Origin of the sequence: Acetobacter tropicalis (assembly GCF_030644465.1) — a bacterium.
Classification (GTDB): Bacteria; Pseudomonadota; Alphaproteobacteria; order Acetobacterales; family Acetobacteraceae; genus Acetobacter; species Acetobacter tropicalis.
In genome coordinates, this window is the sequence record NZ_JAUYUW010000001.1 from 3,055,931 (window position 1) to 3,072,224 (window position 16,294).

At 54.1% G+C, this 16,294-nt stretch carries 17 protein-coding genes; 10 read left to right on the forward strand and 7 right to left on the reverse strand.

Going from position 1 to position 16,294, the window contains the following annotated elements; genetic code table 11:
* Positions 1-54: 54 nt before the first annotated feature.
* Entirely contained in the window at positions 55-477 is a 423-nt protein-coding gene (locus QWU00_RS13830; RefSeq protein WP_052051410.1) for a DUF5367 family protein, read from the forward strand.
* Positions 478-525: 48 nt separating this feature from the next.
* On the opposite strand, the gene QWU00_RS13835 is transcribed toward QWU00_RS13830, so the two are convergent.
* A complete protein-coding gene (locus QWU00_RS13835; protein WP_035380990.1) occupies positions 526-1,143 on the reverse strand; it encodes a septation protein IspZ in 618 nt (205 codons plus the stop codon).
* 160 nt (positions 1,144-1,303) lie between these two features.
* Between QWU00_RS13835 and QWU00_RS13840 the strand changes: the two genes are divergently transcribed.
* A complete protein-coding gene (locus QWU00_RS13840) occupies positions 1,304-1,909 on the forward strand; it encodes a TetR/AcrR family transcriptional regulator (RefSeq protein ID WP_035380987.1) in 606 nt (201 codons plus the stop codon).
* A 95-nt stretch (positions 1,910-2,004) separates the two neighbouring features.
* Here the strand turns inward: QWU00_RS13840 and QWU00_RS13845 are convergent, their stop codons facing one another.
* On the reverse strand, positions 2,005-2,613 hold the full coding sequence (locus QWU00_RS13845; protein ID WP_035380985.1) for a superoxide dismutase: 609 nt from the start codon (positions 2,611-2,613) through the stop codon (positions 2,005-2,007).
* Between the two features lie 241 nt (positions 2,614-2,854).
* On the opposite strand from QWU00_RS13845, the gene QWU00_RS13850 reads away from it, so the two are divergent.
* On the forward strand, positions 2,855-3,631 hold the full coding sequence (locus tag QWU00_RS13850; RefSeq protein WP_035380983.1) for a squalene/phytoene synthase family protein: 777 nt from the start codon (positions 2,855-2,857) through the stop codon (positions 3,629-3,631).
* Between the two features lie 133 nt (positions 3,632-3,764).
* Here QWU00_RS13850 and QWU00_RS13855 read toward each other — a convergent pair whose 3' ends face one another.
* A complete protein-coding gene (locus tag QWU00_RS13855) occupies positions 3,765-4,682 on the reverse strand; it encodes an NAD(P)-dependent oxidoreductase (protein ID WP_331280072.1) in 918 nt (305 codons plus the stop codon).
* 105 nt (positions 4,683-4,787) lie between these two features.
* Here QWU00_RS13855 and msrP point away from each other — a divergent pair, with 105 nt between their 5' ends.
* From msrP to sthA, 4 genes are all read left to right on the forward strand, one after another.
* Complete coding sequence (gene msrP / locus QWU00_RS13860) at positions 4,788-5,741, forward strand: protein-methionine-sulfoxide reductase catalytic subunit MsrP (RefSeq protein WP_035380979.1); 954 nt, start codon at positions 4,788-4,790, stop codon at positions 5,739-5,741.
* Positions 5,742-5,746: 5 nt separating this feature from the next.
* Positions 5,747-6,367, forward strand: coding sequence for a protein-methionine-sulfoxide reductase heme-binding subunit MsrQ (locus QWU00_RS13865; protein WP_035380977.1), 621 nt, complete (start codon positions 5,747-5,749; stop codon positions 6,365-6,367).
* Positions 6,368-6,457: 90 nt separating this feature from the next.
* Positions 6,458-6,970 (forward strand): nucleotidyltransferase family protein, encoded by a 513-nt coding sequence (locus QWU00_RS13870; protein ID WP_052051409.1) that lies wholly within the window; start codon positions 6,458-6,460, stop codon positions 6,968-6,970.
* A 75-nt stretch (positions 6,971-7,045) separates the two neighbouring features.
* Positions 7,046-8,506 carry a Si-specific NAD(P)(+) transhydrogenase gene (gene sthA / locus QWU00_RS13875; RefSeq protein ID WP_035380973.1) on the forward strand — a complete coding sequence of 487 codons (1,461 nt, stop codon included), beginning with the start codon at positions 7,046-7,048 and terminating at the stop codon, positions 8,504-8,506.
* A gap of 85 nt (positions 8,507-8,591) precedes the next feature.
* Here the strand turns inward: sthA and QWU00_RS13880 are convergent, their stop codons facing one another.
* Entirely contained in the window at positions 8,592-10,064 is a 1,473-nt protein-coding gene (locus QWU00_RS13880; RefSeq protein WP_035380972.1) for a SulP family inorganic anion transporter, read from the reverse strand.
* Between the two features lie 186 nt (positions 10,065-10,250).
* Here QWU00_RS13880 and QWU00_RS13885 point away from each other — a divergent pair, with 186 nt between their 5' ends.
* From QWU00_RS13885 to lpxB, 3 genes are read left to right on the forward strand one after another with little or no spacing between them, the layout of a single operon-like run.
* Positions 10,251-11,303 (forward strand): hypothetical protein, encoded by a 1,053-nt coding sequence (locus QWU00_RS13885; RefSeq protein WP_035380970.1) that lies wholly within the window; start codon positions 10,251-10,253, stop codon positions 11,301-11,303.
* Complete coding sequence (locus tag QWU00_RS13890) at positions 11,300-12,070, forward strand: ATP-binding cassette domain-containing protein (RefSeq protein WP_166443762.1); 771 nt, start codon at positions 11,300-11,302, stop codon at positions 12,068-12,070. Before QWU00_RS13885 ends, QWU00_RS13890 begins: the two co-directional genes overlap by 4 nt.
* Positions 12,071-12,111: 41 nt before the next feature.
* Positions 12,112-13,302 (forward strand): lipid-A-disaccharide synthase, encoded by a 1,191-nt coding sequence (gene lpxB, locus QWU00_RS13895; RefSeq protein WP_035381084.1) that lies wholly within the window; start codon positions 12,112-12,114, stop codon positions 13,300-13,302.
* Positions 13,303-13,883: 581 nt separating this feature from the next.
* On the opposite strand, the gene QWU00_RS13900 is transcribed toward lpxB, so the two are convergent.
* The 3 genes from QWU00_RS13900 to ygfZ are packed head-to-tail and all read right to left on the reverse strand — an operon-like array spanning position 13,884 to position 16,270.
* Positions 13,884-14,918, reverse strand: a complete 1,035-nt coding sequence (locus QWU00_RS13900) for an SPFH domain-containing protein (RefSeq protein WP_052051407.1) — start codon at positions 14,916-14,918, stop codon at positions 13,884-13,886.
* A gap of 54 nt (positions 14,919-14,972) precedes the next feature.
* On the reverse strand, positions 14,973-15,395 hold the full coding sequence (gene hisI, locus QWU00_RS13905; RefSeq protein WP_035380968.1) for a phosphoribosyl-AMP cyclohydrolase: 423 nt from the start codon (positions 15,393-15,395) through the stop codon (positions 14,973-14,975).
* A complete protein-coding gene (ygfZ, locus tag QWU00_RS13910; protein WP_035381082.1) occupies positions 15,392-16,270 on the reverse strand; it encodes a CAF17-like 4Fe-4S cluster assembly/insertion protein YgfZ in 879 nt (292 codons plus the stop codon). The genes hisI and ygfZ overlap by 4 nt, the downstream gene beginning before the upstream one ends.
* Positions 16,271-16,294 lie beyond the last annotated feature (24 nt).

Consider the following 16,294-nt stretch of genomic DNA (forward strand, 5'->3'; position numbering starts at 1 on the left):
TGTAGCACGCGCTACATGACGTGTGATATGTAGTGCCTGCTACATTGAAGGGAAATGATGATGACGCTCACATTCCGGCAGGTCTGCATCTGCGTTCTTCTGGCGACCATTTTCTGGGGGCTGGCGACGTTGTTCATACGGTTTGTTCCAGACTCGTTCACTGATCCTGTCTGGGGAACAATGGGCTTTATAACGGCGCTGCCCGTGGGGTTCTTCTGTGTCTGGCTGATATGTCGACTGGCGAATCTGTCACCCGAGCAAAGTCTTGCCGGATGTTTTGTAGTTATTGCCGATTCCATGCTGATGGACGGTATCGCCCTGCGCTGGTTTCCGGCCCTGTATGCGGCTGATGATCATGTGGCGCGGCTGGGGGCTGCCTGGTTGCTATGGGGTTACGGTGCCAGCGCATGGATTGGTTTGATGAGCGCAACCTTCCGGCAGAGGATGGCATCAAGTGGGGCCCATGCAGGTGGATGACCCTGTTCTACCTGTTGTTGGTTCCAGCACATGCATGGACGGCCCACGTCACGCTTGAGGCTCTGTGCTGTAGCGCGGCAGGAAAAATCCTGCCCGTTGGCAGAGCAGGAAAATGCGTCTGCCCTGTAAACTGATGCCAATCATGATGCCAAGACTGACAGTGCCGATAACGGAACGGAGCATCAGGGCGCGGGGCAATGGAAAATAGGTTAGAAGCCAGAAATACAGGATGGCCTTGGCTGCGAAATAGAGAGCCCAGACAAGCGTAAGAGATTTAAAATAAGCACGGATTTCCTGCCGCTCAGGTGGAAAAGGAAAACCTTGCTGTTCCTCTACCAGTTCCTGAATGGGCGTAGTTGCACCGAACGCGCCAACAGCAAAGGAGAGGGCGATAATCAGGTTTGTCAGCACGCCTTCATACCGGATCATGAAAGGGGTGATCGAGATCAGATCAATCACCCCAAACACGATGGCCAGTGTATTGCTGATAATCCATAAGCGCGGAAAAGTCCGCTTGCCCAGATAACGGTGCACGCCATCACACAGAATGAAAACAAATGTGCCAGCAATGGCGATACGCACGGAATAAAACGAGGCCAGCACCCAGAACACCAGCAAACTTCCGAAATCCAGTACTATTCTGGAAAAAAGAAAAAAGCGGGCCATGACTATTCCTTTGACGACTTTGAGGCGTGCCTGTTCCTCGTGGCGCGGGGTACGGAGACGTGACGTATGTCTGTCATATTTACATTGTAAAGATTGATGACGCCTTGATGGGTGTCAAGAAAAATATACACTGTAAAGTTTGAGGGGAAGCTGAAAAAATATGGTCAGAGCGACAACGGAGCGTGGCAAGGAGGGGTATCATCACGGCAATCTGCGGGTTGCCCTCTTGGCTTCAGCGCGGGAAATGCTGGAGACGCAAGGGGTCGGTGCGCTGAAACTGCGGGCCATTACCCGGCAGGTGGGGGTGTCTCCCATGGCCGTAGCGCCGCATTTCGGGAACTTATGCGGTCTGCTGACAGCACTTGCCACCCAAGGGTTCGAGGAACTGGCTCATGCCATAAAAACGGGGAAGGCTCGGTCCCTGAAAGATGCGGGATTGGCCTATATTTATTTTGCCATCCGTAATCCGGGCTTGTTCACACTGATGTTTCGTGGAGATGCAATAGACAGAAGCGATCCTGCTTTTGCTGGGGCTGCGGAAGACAGCTTTGCGTTACTGGGCGCTTGGGCAGGCACAAGTGGCAAAGCGGCAGGGTTTGCCCCTCAGATTGCGGAAGCGGTGATGTGGGGAAAAGTGCATGGACTGGCGATTCTCGCCATTGATGGGCTGCTTACACCGTTGGTGCAGGTTACAGATCCACACATTGATCTGGAACAGTTTCTTGAACAGGCGCTGGATTACATGAAGGCGGCAGCCAGCGGATAATCCGCCATCAAGATCAAATTATCAGAGAATAATAATACCAAGGGCGCTTATGGCCCCGGAGGGGCCGGACTCCGATGGCGGAGTCCGGCTTTGACTCAAGCAGCGCTCAGTTGCGCTTCAGCGAATTCATAGTTCGCCAGCTTGTCCAGGTAGTTGGTGATGTAGTCCGGGCGACGGTTGCGGAAATCAAGGTAGTAAGCGTGTTCCCACACGTCCAGACCCAGCAGCACCTTGCCCTGGCCTTCGGCCAGCGGGTTGGAGCCATTGGCCGTTTTGGTCACAGCCAGCTTGCCGTCCTGACCCAGAACCAGCCATGCCCAGCCGGAGCCGAACTGCGTGGTGGCGGCCTTCTTGAATTCTTCCTTGAAGGCATCAACGCTGCCGAAGTCACCGTTGATCTTGGCGGCCAGTTTGTCCGGAATGGCACCACCAGCCGGAGAGAGGTTCTGCCAGAACAGAATGTGGTTCCAATGCTGGCCAGCGTTATTGAAGACAGGAGCCTGGCTGCTGTCGCCTTTAACGGCCAGAATGATTTCATCCAGGGACTTGCCCTGAAGTTCCGGCTTGGCGGAAACAAAGTTGTTCAGCGCCGTGACATAAGCCTGATGGTGCTTGTCATGATGCAGTTCAAGCGTTTCCTGGCACATGCCACGTGCGGCCAGTGCATTGTAGGAATAGGGAAGAGCTGGCAGTTCAAAAGCCATGACATACTCCGTTAAAAATCAGGGCGGAAATGCGCCGTCTCCCAGAGCTATGGGGCGACGGCGGATGCGTCAAGGGACCACGGCGTGACAAATGCCGCTTAATGGCCGCCTCACACATTCTTGCCCATGGGCGTGGTGTGTCCTGCTAACGCATAAGGTAGAAAAAGGATGCGGCAGGGCTGATCTGTCCATGGACGGTGAAAAATGCCTATGAGGCAGGAAAGACAGGTGCGGGAGCAGAATGACAGGGTCTAGACAGCAAAAGAAGGCTCTGACAGCCATGCCGCAGGGGCAGGAATTGGAAGATCGTGTAAGGCGGGTTGATCCTGACCGGGCCCTGTGTGCCCGCTTTTTGCCAGATACGGTGCAGCCAGCCGTATTTGGGCTGATAGCGTTTCATGATGAGTTGGTGCGGGCCTTGGCACCTGCGCGGTCCGCTGCGGTAGCAGGCCCTATGGCAGGATTCGTACGGCTGCAATGGTGGCGCGATGTGCTGGAAGGTACGCGCGCGCCGGACCATGAAGTAGCCCCTCCGATTATATCGGCTCTCAGAAACGGCACCTTCCAGCCGGACACTCTGCTCCGGGTGATTGACGCGCGTGAAGCTGAACTTGCGCCGAAAGCGGATGTTTGCATTTGGCGGAACATGATGCGGAACGGGGCAGGCGCTTTGCAACGGGCGGTGGGAGAAGCTCTTGGTATTGAAGATGAAGCCCTGTTGGACCGAATTGAGGCGGCAGGTGCGGCATATGGTGCAGGAGCCATGGCCCGGCATTGGCCGAGAATGCAGCAGAGCGGCCGGTATCTTTTTCCGGGTGATGAGGCTGCCCTCATAAAGGAGGGGCATGCGTTTCTGGTAGAAGCGGATGTGCGGTCTCTGCCCCGCAACGCACGTCTTGCCGCGTTGTCCGCAGTGTTAGCCGCGCGGGATTTGGGGCGGGACAGCAGGCAGGCAGGCCTGCCGCGTGGAGTGGGGGACAGACTGGCCGTTATGGTGGCAGCGTTGAAGGTAGGCTGAGAAGGGGGCTTTACTTAATGAGCAAACATGCCTGATAGCCGTTATCTGTAAAGGTAAAGCGGCCCAGTCCTGCATCAGGTCTTTCCTGCATGAGCCAGCCATTGCTCATGGGGGAGAATGGCTGGCGCCTCAATCAGGCATCGTTGGCGACAATTTTTTCCATCACGCCAATCAGAGCGGAATAATCAGCATCTTCGGCGGCGCGGCGGGTGAGGGAAAGCTGTTGCGTGGTGGCGGCCAAGGTAGGCGCCGGTACAGCCAGACGGGCTGCGGCATCCATCAGCAGCCGCATATCTTTCTGCATGAGGCGGGTTGGGAACTGCGGGGAGAAATCTCCAGCTTTGGCTGCGCGGATTTTACGTTTGTGGTGCGGGGAGATCACGGCCACTTCATCCAGCGCATCAAAAAGCATGGAGCGGTCAAGCCCGGCAGCCAGACCATAGGCAATGGTTTCTGCCACAGCCGCCAGCCCGGCGCCCATAATGCCGTTGATAACCAGCTTCAGCCGTGCGCCGCTGCCAGACGGCCCTGCATGGATAGTGGTTTTGCCAATGGCGTCAAAAATGGGTTTGGCGCGGGCAATGGCAGCATCTTCGCCCCCGGCAAGCACCACCAGGTTGCCGCCCTCGGCTTCAGGCGTGCTGCCGGAAACCGGACAGTCAATAACAACATAGTTTTTCTCTTGTCCGGCTTTTAACAGGGCATCCGCTGCTTCCGGTGAAACAGAACTGGTATTGAGCAGAAGCTGATCAGCCTTCATGCCTGCCAATGCGCCTGTGGGGCCATACATGGAGGCCGCCAGTGCGTCATCATCCGGCACGCAGACAAGAACAATATCTGCTTTCTGTGCCACCTCGGCAGGAGAAGCCAGGAAAGGCGTGCTCCCATTTCCACCTTTGCCGGAGGGAGTATAGGCAATGGCTGCGTATCCGGCTTTTTCAAGGTTGGCAGCCATGCGGCTGGCCATAGCGCCAAAACCAATAAAGCCAATGGTCTGTTGAGTAGTCATTTTTGAATAAATCCTTTCTCTTCCTGCCTTGGTTTGTGCCACAAACGAAAGATACGCCAGCCGGGTTTCTTGTCCAGCATGCGTGGCTGAGGGGCGTCTGCCGTTTCCTGAGATGTAATTTTATAGTGAATTAAAGGGCTTACAGCTATGGCGGCTTATCGATACCCTCAACCGAGGGCTTCAGAAATTACGCCACGCTCATATTTTCTGTCCCGCCGGGCAGTTATGGCCGGGGTTGTCGGCACCACACTTGCTCTGGCAGGCAGCGAACAGGTTGCACAGGCTGCTACCGGGACGGCACAGAACGCCTCCGGCTGGCCCGCACCAGAAAAACCCACACCTCAGAATGATGTTACACACTATAACAATTTTTACGAATTTGGTACGGATAAGGGAGATCCTGCCGAATTGTCAGGTGCGTTCAAACCTCTGCCGTGGAGTGTGCAGATAGATGGTCTGGTGGATAATCCGCGCACATGGGCTCTTGAAGATCTGCTCAAACAGTTTGGGCAGGAGGAACGTCTCTATCGCATGCGGTGTGTTGAAGCATGGTCCATGGTTATTCCGTGGAATGGCTTTTCTCTGGCCGCGTTATTGAAAGCTGCGGCACCAAAAATGGGTGCACGATATGTGGCGTTTACTTCTGTCCTGCGTCCTTCTGAAATGCCGGGTCAGCGAAGAGGCCTGTTTGCGCTGAAATGGCCTTATGTAGAGGGATTGCGGCTGGATGAGGCTATGCATCCTCTCACATTGTTGGCAACAGGGGTCTATGGCGAAACGCTACCCACTCAGAATGGCGCTCCCATTCGGTTGGTGGTGCCGTGGAAGTACGGATTTAAAGGAATTAAATCCATTACGCGCATTACCGTAACGGACAGACAACCCCCTACAAGCTGGAACCTGATGGCGCCGGAAGAATATGGATTTTATGCCAACGTGAATCCTGCGGTGGATCATCCCCGCTGGAGCCAGGCGAGCGAACAGATTATCGGCGAGGGCAGCCTGTTCCGTACGGCCAGAAAACCAACGCAGCTTTTCAATGGTTATGCTGAGCAGGTGGCGGACCTGTATCAGGGAATGGACTTACGGAAGGATTTTTAAGCCGCATGTCTTCTATACCGTCCCCGCGCCGCAGGCGTTCCCGTTTTTCGCCTGTCACGCGGCAGGTTTTGCTGTATCTGTTTTTTCTGCTTCCGGCGGCTATGGATATTGCGCAGGGCATGGCGGGAACACTGGGACCTAATCCCACTTCGGCGTGCCTGCATGATTTCGGGCGATATGCGTTTCGTTTTTTGTTGGTCTCTCTGGCTGTCACACCGCTCAAGCGTTTTGTAGGCGTGGATATCATGCTGTATCGGCGGCCTTTGGGGTTGCTGGCGTTTACCTATGCAGCGTTGCATGTCTTTTTTTATGTTGTTGTCGCACGGCATCTTGATACGCATATCCTGTGGCAGGACTTCAGCTCCCGTCCATTTTTGACCTTTGGTGTGCTGACTTTTCTGATCTTGGCTGCATTGGCGTCCACCTCTACGCGGCGTGCTATCCGGGCATTGGGTCGAAAATGGGCCCCCCTGCATAAGTTGGCTTATCTGGCCATGATTTTTGCCTGTATTCATTATAGCATCGCGTTTAAAACCTGGCATGTAGAGCCGTTTATTTATACTGTTATTGCTATCTGTGTTCTGGCATTGCGGATGGTGCCCCGATCTGCGCGTAGAAAAGTATGAGAAGAGAAAATACTTTATCTAGAAAATAAATTCTTGAACCCACAGTATAAAGAAAACCTGATAGCTATTCTTCAGAATGATCCTGTCAGGATGAAGTGTTTGCATCTGGTAAAGGCTCTCACCTTACCAGACTGTTGGGTGGCCGCCGGTTTTGTCCGTGATGCCGTGTGGGATTCCCTGCATGGTCTTTCTATGATGTCCCCTTGGGGCGATAGTGATGTTGTGTGGTTTGATGCCGGGCAAACACAGGTGGCAACGGACGGCTTGATAGAACGGGCCTTGCGGAAGCAGGCACCTGAGAGACGGTGGTCGGTAAAAAATCAGGCACGGATGCATATCCGCAATCATGATGCCCCTTATACAAATGTGGCGCATGCCATGCGCCATTGGCCGGAAACAGCAACAGCGATTGCTGTACGCCTGAATAATGATGGACACATAGAGGTGAATGCGCCGTTTGGGCTGACGGATCTTTTTCAGTTGACGTTGAGGCCCGGCCCCTCTTTTCAAGGCGCAAAGAAGCCGGTTTTTGACGAACGGGTGAGAAAGAAAAAATGGCTTTTCCGGTATCCACAGCTTCAATTAGTCCGCGAGATACCCTGACCGTCACCCTACAAGGCAACCGCCTCCCTGCATGAACGTCCTTGTTCAGAGAGAGTTAACTCGGGAGGGGCCGTCATGAACAAGGCGTATGACCTGATAGTTATTGGCAGTGGTCCATCAGGGCGGCGGGCAGCAGTGCAGGCCTCCAAGTTCGGGAAATCCGTATTGGTAATAGAGCGGGAGGGCAGAATAGGGGGTGTTTCTGTCCATACTGGCACTATTCCCTCCAAAACCTTGCGGGAAACGGTGCTTAATCTGACCGGCTGGCGGGAGCGTGGCATTTACGGCTTCAGCTATCGCGTCAAGCAACATATCAATGCGCACGATCTGGGCAGGCGTATGGGTAAAACACTTTCTGATAAAATTGATGTTCTGGAGCATCAGTTTTCACGCAATGGAATTGAGGTGGCGTACGGTGCAGCCCGTTTTGTTGATCCGCATACAGTTGAGATTACAGGAGACGGGGTAGCACCTCGGCGTGTGAGCGGCAGGGCTATGGTGATTGCTGTCGGCTCGGTTCCGCATCGGCCTGACCATATTCCGTTTGATGGAAAATATGTCATTGATAGCGATGGCATGGTCTGTCTGGAGCACATTCCGCGCTCTCTTGTTGTGATTGGGGGGGGCGTGATCGGAATTGAATATGCCACCATTTTCAGCGCTCTTGATGTGCGCGTTACCATTGTGGATCAGCGTGACCACATTCTGGATTTTATAGACCGGGAAATTGTTCAGGATTTTGTGCAGCAGTTGCGAGACAGGGGTGTGAATTTTCGTCTGGGATGTGCTCTGGAATCAATCGTGATTGAGGACGAGCAGCCTGTAGCTCTGCTTGAAGGTGGGCGGCGCGTGCGCGGGGAACTGCTTCTTTATACCGGTGGACGCCAAGGGGCGACGGCTGACCTTAATCTGGCTGCCGCGGGTTTGAGCGCGGACGGGCGAGGACGTTTGAAAGTGGATGCCCACTCCTTTCAGACCGAAGTGCCACATATTTATGCAACAGGAGACGTGATTGGCTTCCCGGCCCTGGCATCCACTTCCATGGAGCAAGGGCGGATAGCGGCCTGTCATGCCTGTGGATACGCTGTGCCGCCAGCACCAACGTTTTTCCCGTATGGTATTTATTCAGTGCCAGAAATTTCCACGGTTGGTTTGGCAGAAGAAGAAGTTCAGAAAAAGAAGATCGCTTATGAAACCGGTATAGCGCGTTTTCGTGAAACATCGCGCGGCCAGATCATGGGAGAAACGGCAGGGTTTCTGAAAATTATTGTCTGTCTTGAAACTCATCGGCTTCTTGGTGTGCATATTGTAGGAGAGGCAGCAACAGAACTGATCCATATCGGCCAGGCTGTTCTGAACTTTGGTGGCAGTTTTGAATATTTTATTGAAGCCACTTTCAATTACCCAACATTTGCCGAAGCTTATAAAATTGCTGCATTGGATGTCTGGAACCGTATGACACCTCGGCAGGATGGAGAGCCGCCTGCCATAGCCCCAGAAACATCTGCGCCTGAAAGAGGTGCAAAAATGGACTGAGAAGATCAAGAACAATAAGAAAAGCCGGACCTCGTGGGAAACATGGTCCGGCTTTTTTGCATAAGAGAGGTATGTAGGCTGTTTTTTACGCGGCCTGCGTATCAGCCAGCAACGTATCATGTCCCAGCGCCTTTAGTAAGCGGGCTGCGCGTTCATCCGCATGGATAATCTGCACAGTTTTTCCGCGAGCCTGTAGACGCGAGACCAGTTTTTCCAGAGCATCTGCGGCGCTGATGTCCCATAGGCGGGCAGCGCCTAAATCCAGGATCACATGCCGGGCAGTATCCTGAAAATCAATGGCATCTGTCAGAATGGTTGTGGATGCAAAAAAGAGTTGTCCGTGAACATGATAGGTTCGCGTCCCTCCGTCCGGGCTCAGGCTGGTATTAATCTGCAAAAGCTGCATGACCTGAAAGGAAAAAAACAGGCCGCTTAGCAGAACGCCGCAAGCGACGCCGGCTGCAAGGTCATGCGTCAATACCACCACTATGACCGTTGCCAGCATAACTGTGGAAGACAGCCGCGGGTGGCGGATAAGATCATGCAGGGAAGACCAGGAAAATGTGCTGACAGATACCATGATCATAATGGCAACCAGCGCTGCAACGGGCACCTGAGCCACAAAATTATGGAGCACGACAAGCAACAGAAGAAGAAAAGCCCCTGCGGTAAAGGTGGAAAGCCGTCCCCGTCCCCCGTAGCGTAGGTTGCCCACCGTCTGCCCGATCATGCCACATCCAGCCATGCCGCCGAACAGACCAACCAGAATATTGGAAATACCAAGCCCGGTGCATTCCATGCGTTTATTGCTGTGCGTGTCGGTCATTTCATCAACTACGCCTGCTGTCATGAGAGATTCCAGCACACCCACCATGGCCATGGCGAATGCGTAGGGCAGCACAATTTTGACTGTTTCCAGCGTGAGCGGAACATGCGGCAGGGTGAAGGAAGGCAGCCCTGTTGGCAGCGGGCCCAGATCAGCCACCACATGCACGGGCATGGGGTACGCCATGGTCAGGCCGGTCAGCACCACAATGCAGATGAGCGGGGAGGGGATGCGTGTTGTAAGGCGCGGCAGCAAATAAACAATGCCAAGCCCCAGAGCGATCAGTGCATAAGTTTGCCAGCTTACATGGACCATTTGCGGAATCTGGGCCGAAAAAATCAGGATGGCCAGCGCGTTGACAAAGCCGGTGGCCACTTCACGCGAGACAAAACGCATCATGTTCTGAAGTTTGAACAGGCCGAACAGGACCTGTATGGCCCCAGCCAGTAACGTGGCCAGCAGCAGATATTGAAAACCATGGCCGTGCACCAAATCTGCCGCCACCAGAGCAACAGAACCCGCCGCGCCTGAAATCATGCCTGGTCTACCACCCGTAATGGCGATGGCGACGCTGATAACAAAAGAAGCATACAGCCCAACTTCAGGCGCTACACCGGCAGCATAGGAAAACGCAATGACTTCCGGAATAAGTGCGAAGGTGCCCACCATGCCCGCAAGCACGTTTCTGACGGGATCTTCCGTCCACTCTTTCAGGTATTGGCTAACAGTCACGAGAGTCCTTTCTCAGGAAATGGAGCCGTTAAGGTCATGGGAGTAAAAGGAGGCTCTGTTTATCTTGGAACAGCACGAAATGTAAGGGAAAGCACTGAATGGCCATTTTGGTGTTTCCATGGAATAAAGTGAATGAACAGTGCTCATTCACTGTCTCAGGATGCAGAGGTCAGGCCAGATTTCAGAATGACACCCTTCTTTCTTGTTTATTATGAGTGGGTTTTAGTGTCTGCCATCATCAGGGACATGATAAGACGCAAGAGAGACATCCTGTTTCTCATTGTGCTTCTGGTTGTAAGCAGTTTGGGCGTGGCAGCTTGGTCTGCCAGCCAACCCCGTCATTTCATTCCTGCTGAAGTGGTGTTGGCTGTGTGTGCTGCCACAAACGTGGTGGCGAATATGATGATCACCTCCCGAGTACGACGCTTGGAGGGGCATTCTGTTGTCACCGTTGCCATACTGAATGTGCGGCAGCGGATGGCCTATCGTATCGTGGCAAATATAGGGGCATTTGCATTTGTGAGCACGGCTGCTTGTTTATCGCATGTTTCCATAACGGCACCTGTGGCATGGGGATGCCTTGGGGTATGGTTTTTCGGTCTGGGATTTTTTCTTGCACTGGAACCACAGTTTTTCGCTCAGAAAATGGGCAGAGTTCTTCCTTCTGAGGATAAATCTTCTCAGCCTAATAGGCAGTTTAGGGTACAGGGCCTGCCTAAATGGACTTCTTTGCCATGGATGTGTGGCGTTATTGCCTTCATCGCGGTGGGATTGGGGATAACGGGGCAGTGGTATTTTACTCACTCCCTTTGGTTAGTGTTCTTCATCGGATACGGGGTCATTCCGTTTGTTGTTCTTCCGGCACAGAGTGGGGAGCGGGCTGCATTTGGTACCATGATGGGTGAACCAATGGCCACGGTTGTCAAAGCCATGGTGAAGCGGCTGGCTGTAGTAAGTGGTGCTGCGCTTCTCCCGGTTATTCTGTTTCCGGCCTGCCTTCTGGTGGCCGTGCAGGCATGGCTTGTTCTATCTGGTCTTGCGCTGTTCTTTTCCGTTTTTGTGACCCTTCATTATCGTGTTTTTCCCAAAAACCGAGCAGAAATGGCCCTTGGGTTTTCTGGTGCCTTAGCTGTCTTGTGTGTGACTATTTCCTCTGGTCTACTGGTTTTGGTGGCTTTGTTCCGACTTGCTTATCTCTGGCGGCGTAATCAGCAGCGTTTATGGATGGCCCTTTCATGACTGCATTTCCTCCTTCGCTAACAGTAGTGCTGCATGATGTGATCTGCGGGGCTGGTGGCCAGGCGCTGGTGCAGATTGAGCAGCTTGAAATGGCAGGACCGGGCTGGGTCGGTATTATTGGGGCCAACGGATCTGGCAAAACGACCCTGTTAAAGAGTCTGGGTGGCCGCCTTTCCTTGCTATCGGGTAGTATTCTCCTCGACGGAGAAGCGCATGAGGCATCCCGTAGCGCGCTGGCGCAGCGGATTGGATTCATGCCAGACGCAGCGTGCCTCCCGTCTGATCTGACGGGCCGTATGGTTTCTGATCTGGTGGCGGCGCAGACGGCAGAGGCAGATCAGACACAGGCTCTTGCGGCATTGCGGGAGGCCTTAGGGCTCGAACGGTTCTGGGCGCGGCCCGTGGCACATTATTCCGCAGGCATGAAACAGAGGCTGGCGCTGTATTGCGCGTTTGTGGGCGGGCAACGCATTGTGCTGCTGGATGAGCCTTTCAACTGGCTGGACCCTGTCTCGCTGTTTGATCTGAAGCAGGTTTTACGGGACATGGCGCAGTCAGACTATTTGCTGATTACAACCCTGCATGAGCCCACAATCTTACTAACATCCTGCACCTATGGTCTGCTTCTGGAAGGTGGGCGTGTGCGCATGACATTGAAGCAGGCAGATTTACAGCGTTTTTCCCAGAATCCGGCAGGATTTGAGGCGTATGTGGTTTCGGCCCTGCGCACGGGGGTGCCGGGTATGGAACGGGCGGTCATTGCCTGACCCCATTGTGCCATGCCGGACAGCACTTTATGGCTGAAGGTATGGCAGACCAATCTTCTTCTCCCCTTATCTGGATTCTGGCAGGCGAGGCCAGTGGTGATGTATTGGGCGCACGCCTGATGCAGGCTCTGCGCACACGTAATCCCGCTGTGCGGTTTGTGGGTGTGGGCGGGGTGCGGATGGAGGAGCAGGGGCTGCGTAGCCTGTTTCCCATGCGTGATCTGGCTGTCATGGGGCTGGTGGAAATACTGCCCCGACTTCGCGCACTTTCCGCTCGGCTGAACGAGGCTGTAGATGATATTGCTGCCCGAAAGCCTGATCTGGTAATCACCATTGATAGCCCCGGTTTTGCGTTGCGGTTGCTTAGGCGTATTGCCGATAAAGGGATTTTGCGGGTTCATTACGTGGCTCCGCAGGTTTGGGCATGGCGGCAAAAACGCGTCAAAGAGTTCCCTGGCCTTTGGGATGAATTGCTGTGCCTGCTTCCCTTTGAAGAAGCGTTTTTCAGTCGGCATGGACTGTTGACCCGTTTTGTGGGGCACCCCGTTCTTCAGTCTGGCGCGCAGGATGGAGATGGTGCCCGCTTTCACCAACGGCACAAGCTGGAGCCCACGGCGCGCGTGCTGGTGTTGATGCCAGGTAGCCGACGGTCCGAAGCCCCGCGGCTGTTGCCGGTTTTTGGCAAGATGCTGGCCCTGCTCCGTAAGGATATGCCCGATCTGGTGCCGGTTATTCCTGTCTCTCCCGTGGTGGCCGCCACCGTTGAGCGTGAAACGGCAAACTGGCCTGTTAGGCCGGTAATTGTGACGGATGTTCAGGACAAGCATGATGCGTTTGCGGCAGCAGGGGCTGCGTTGACCAAATCAGGCACATCCACCCTTGAACTGGCGTTGGCAGGCGTGCCGATGGCGGTCACGTATAGGGTCAATCCCATTACGGCCTTTATGGCGCGGCGGCTTATCCGGGTGCCGTATGTGGCCATGGTCAATCTACTGGCCGGGCGAGCAGTGGTGCCGGAGCTTTTGCAGGAGCAATGCACGCCTTCCGTTCTGGCTAACGCGGTAAAGGCTCTTTTTGAAAACCCTGACATGGCAAACAGTCAGAAAGAGGCTTTCAAAACGGTTCTGAATGGTTTGCAGGGGCCAGGAGGAAAATTGCCTGCGGATGCTGCTGCCGAGGCTGTGCTGACCCTATTGGCGGAACGACGGGGGGTGATCCCTGTGCTATGGTAAATATGAATTGTTTAAGCAAGTTGGAGTGAGATTTTAAGTTTAATTGCGATGCTCTGATAGAATAAAAAACATCATAAATTTATTTCGCTTAATATAAATATATAAAAATTCTATAGAAGATTAAATGTAATGCTGCTTTCGTGGTATAGGCATTTTTTTGCACCATGTTAAATGTTGGCCCGCTTCCTTATTGTAAACTTCTCTGGGTTCCAGACTAAATTCCAAGAAATTTACATCCGAAAATGACAGTTGATTTGAAAAAAATTGGAGAAAATGGAGGCGGCGACCGCATTGTTTGCTCAAATTTTAAAATATCATTGATAGTATAAGGAGCTGGTGCGTCCGTTCCCTTCCCCTGAAACTGGAACAGTTTGGGAACGAACAAAAGGAGCCGCCTACTTGTGTGGCTGGTTGCAGCGCGTGGTTTCAAAGATATCAATGTTACGGGTAGAACCAACTTATTCAAAAGTCAAAGCGTATTTTGTCTATTTCATTTTTCGGTCATTAAGTCATGTGTTTAAGATTTGAGGTGCCGCTGGGTCTTAAATATGAGGCCACTTTATAGGGCTCTGCTATGATTTTTAGAAATTGTTCTGTCTCAGGGCGTCATTCATAAACCTGTATTCACAACAGGGGTAGCTTCGCGGTCTCCTATCAGGACAATCAGGAGGTTGGAGATCATGGCGGCGCGTTGTTGGGGGGGGCAGTTGGTGGCCCATGCGGGCTTCAAGGTCTGCCAGTGCATCGTCAATAATGGAGACGGCACCCTGGGTGATGACGCGGCGAGCGGCTATAACGGCGTTGGCGGCCTGTTTGCGCAGCATTGCGCCTGCAATTTCCGGTGCATAGGCCAAGTGAGAAATGCGCGCCTCCACAACATCTATCCCAACGGCTGCCATGCGGAGTTGCAATTCCTGCAGGAGAATACTGGCCAGAACATCGCTTCCATCACGCAGGGTTATTGATGAAAGCGCTTCAGTAAAAGCCGGCGTACCAGTGCCAGTGCCAGTGCCAGTGTCCCTCGTCGGTAGCGCATCCTGTTGTTCGGTGGGGTCATAGGGGTGGCGGCTGGCAAGCAGGCGGAGGGCTGTTTCGCTCTGGGCGGAGACGTAAAGGCCGTAATTATCCACTTCCAGCGTAGCGCGTGCTGCTTCTGATACACGCCAGATGATAACAGCACCAATCTCTACCGGATTCCCTACGGCATCATTTACTTTCAGGGGGCCGGTTTCCTGGGTCTTGAGCCGCAGCGAGAGTTTCTGGCGTGTATAAAGTGGATTAAGCCAACAGAAACCGGCCTGCGTGAGCGTGCCCTTGTAGCGTCCAAACAACAGGCAGACTGCAGCTTCATTCGGTTGAAGAATGATCAGGCCCTTGAGTAGGAAAAAAGCCAGTAGAAAGCAGGCAATGCCGATAATGGGGAGGCCGGGTGAGGGCACAATGTGCTGGCCCACAAGATAGAACAGCCACGCTCCGGCAATACCCAATGCCAGACACGTTGCCAGAACAGGCCATGCGCTGATGGCGCGGAACGTATGTTCAGTAATGTGCCCGGACCGGGTGGTTGTGTTGCCCTCGAGCCGTCCTGTGGGAGGGGACTGTGTGGCTGAGAGCATGGGCACATCCTTTAATTTATAACGGTGCAGAGATGAGGTGTTCAGGCTCCCGCATCAGGAATGCATGTGCCCATAAAGTTGGTTGGGATCAATTTCCGGTTTTGTCAGTTCTACCAGTCCATCCTGCTCAAATGCACGATAAAAGCAGCTTCTTCGTCCTGTGTGACAGGCTACGCCAATCTGGTTGACCAGCAGCAGCACGGCGTCTGCATCGCAATCCAGACGGGCTTCATGCAGATGCTGCACCTGCCCGGATGTTTCGCCTTTGCGCCAGAGCTTCTTGCGGCTGCGGGAGTAATAACAGACGCGGCCTGTTTGCAGGGTTTCCTGCAGGGCTTCACGCGTCATCCATGCAATCATCAGCACCTCGCCCGTATCGTGCTGCTGGGCAATGGCGGCAATCAGGCCGGAGGCGTCAAACGAGACGGCATCCAGCATGGTTTCAAGTGCTACGGGGGCAGGGGGAGTGTAGGTCATGAACGCTCGGGAGTTTCTGGGTTGGAGGAGGAATTGGCGGCATCCAGCGCAGCCGCCAGCCACGCCGGAGGGCGAGGGACCAGCTTATGACCATCACACAGCAATGTCTTTTCAAGTGCTGCTGTTTTCAGGAGCGCGAGCCCGATATGATCCTGTGAGGACCGCAGCGTGCCTACTTCCACTCCATCGGCCAGAACAGGCGTACCCGGTGCAGGGAGTGGAGCCGTGCTGGCAATAGGCACCAGCCGCTTTTTGACCAAGGTGCGGTAATGCATGCGCGCCGTAACTTCCTGACCCATATAGCATCCCTTCGTCCAGGAAACCCCGCCGAGAAGATCCATATTGGCTTCTGCCACTAGCGTGCGGCCAACTTCACAGTCTTGCACGCCATCGGGCAGCCCCAGCACCAGCCTGTGCAGATTATAATCCTGTTCTGTTGCTGTCAGTGTGGTTTCGGGGGGAGCATCCAGCAAACGCCAGCCTGCGGCTTCCACACGGGGGTCAGCAAAGGTAATGGCGTTTTCCAGCAGGGCGGCTTCCGGGCGTTCGCCCCATGCGGCCAGCACACGCATACCAGTGGGTTCCAGTTGCACATCAGACCTCAGGCGGAAACGCAATAACTGGCTGCGTAGGCTTTCAGCCTGTTCGGTTGCGCACTCCAGCAGCAGGCAGGTGTCGTCCGGGTCAGCCAGCACAAAAAAATCCGCGTGCCAGCGGCCCTGCGGAGTCAGGCAGGCAGACCATGCGGCGCTCCCCGGTGTTAAGGCGGCAATATCGGCTGTAACCAGTCCCTGCAAAAACTTGACCCGGTCTGCGCCAGACAGCTTCAGAACGGTTCTGTTTTCAAGCAGGGCAACATGCGTGACGGATGGCATGGCGTCTTCTCCCAAAAGCATGAT

Excerpts from the sequence above, each read along its gene's own strand:
- QWU00_RS13830 (WP_052051410.1), top strand. The coding sequence starts at position 55 with ATGATGATGACGCTCACATTCCGGCAGGTCTGCATCTGCGTTCTTCTG.
- QWU00_RS13835 (WP_035380990.1), bottom strand. The coding sequence starts at position 1,143 with ATGGCCCGCTTTTTTCTTTTTTCCAGAATAGTACTGGATTTCGGAAGT.
- QWU00_RS13840 (WP_035380987.1), top strand. The coding sequence starts at position 1,304 with ATGGTCAGAGCGACAACGGAGCGTGGCAAGGAGGGGTATCATCACGGC.
- QWU00_RS13845 (WP_035380985.1), bottom strand. The coding sequence starts at position 2,613 with ATGGCTTTTGAACTGCCAGCTCTTCCCTATTCCTACAATGCACTGGCC.
- QWU00_RS13850 (WP_035380983.1), top strand. The coding sequence starts at position 2,855 with ATGACAGGGTCTAGACAGCAAAAGAAGGCTCTGACAGCCATGCCGCAG.
- msrP (WP_035380979.1), top strand. The coding sequence starts at position 4,788 with ATGGCGGCTTATCGATACCCTCAACCGAGGGCTTCAGAAATTACGCCA.
- QWU00_RS13865 (WP_035380977.1), top strand. The coding sequence starts at position 5,747 with ATGTCTTCTATACCGTCCCCGCGCCGCAGGCGTTCCCGTTTTTCGCCT.
- QWU00_RS13870 (WP_052051409.1), top strand. The coding sequence starts at position 6,458 with ATGAAGTGTTTGCATCTGGTAAAGGCTCTCACCTTACCAGACTGTTGG.
- sthA (WP_035380973.1), top strand. The coding sequence starts at position 7,046 with ATGAACAAGGCGTATGACCTGATAGTTATTGGCAGTGGTCCATCAGGG.
- QWU00_RS13885 (WP_035380970.1), top strand. The coding sequence starts at position 10,251 with ATGACACCCTTCTTTCTTGTTTATTATGAGTGGGTTTTAGTGTCTGCC.
- QWU00_RS13890 (WP_166443762.1), top strand. The coding sequence starts at position 11,300 with ATGACTGCATTTCCTCCTTCGCTAACAGTAGTGCTGCATGATGTGATC.
- lpxB (WP_035381084.1), top strand. The coding sequence starts at position 12,112 with ATGGCAGACCAATCTTCTTCTCCCCTTATCTGGATTCTGGCAGGCGAG.
- QWU00_RS13900 (WP_052051407.1), bottom strand. The coding sequence starts at position 14,918 with ATGCTCTCAGCCACACAGTCCCCTCCCACAGGACGGCTCGAGGGCAAC.
- hisI (WP_035380968.1), bottom strand. The coding sequence starts at position 15,395 with ATGACCTACACTCCCCCTGCCCCCGTAGCACTTGAAACCATGCTGGAT.
- ygfZ (WP_035381082.1), bottom strand. The coding sequence starts at position 16,270 with ATGCCATCCGTCACGCATGTTGCCCTGCTTGAAAACAGAACCGTTCTG.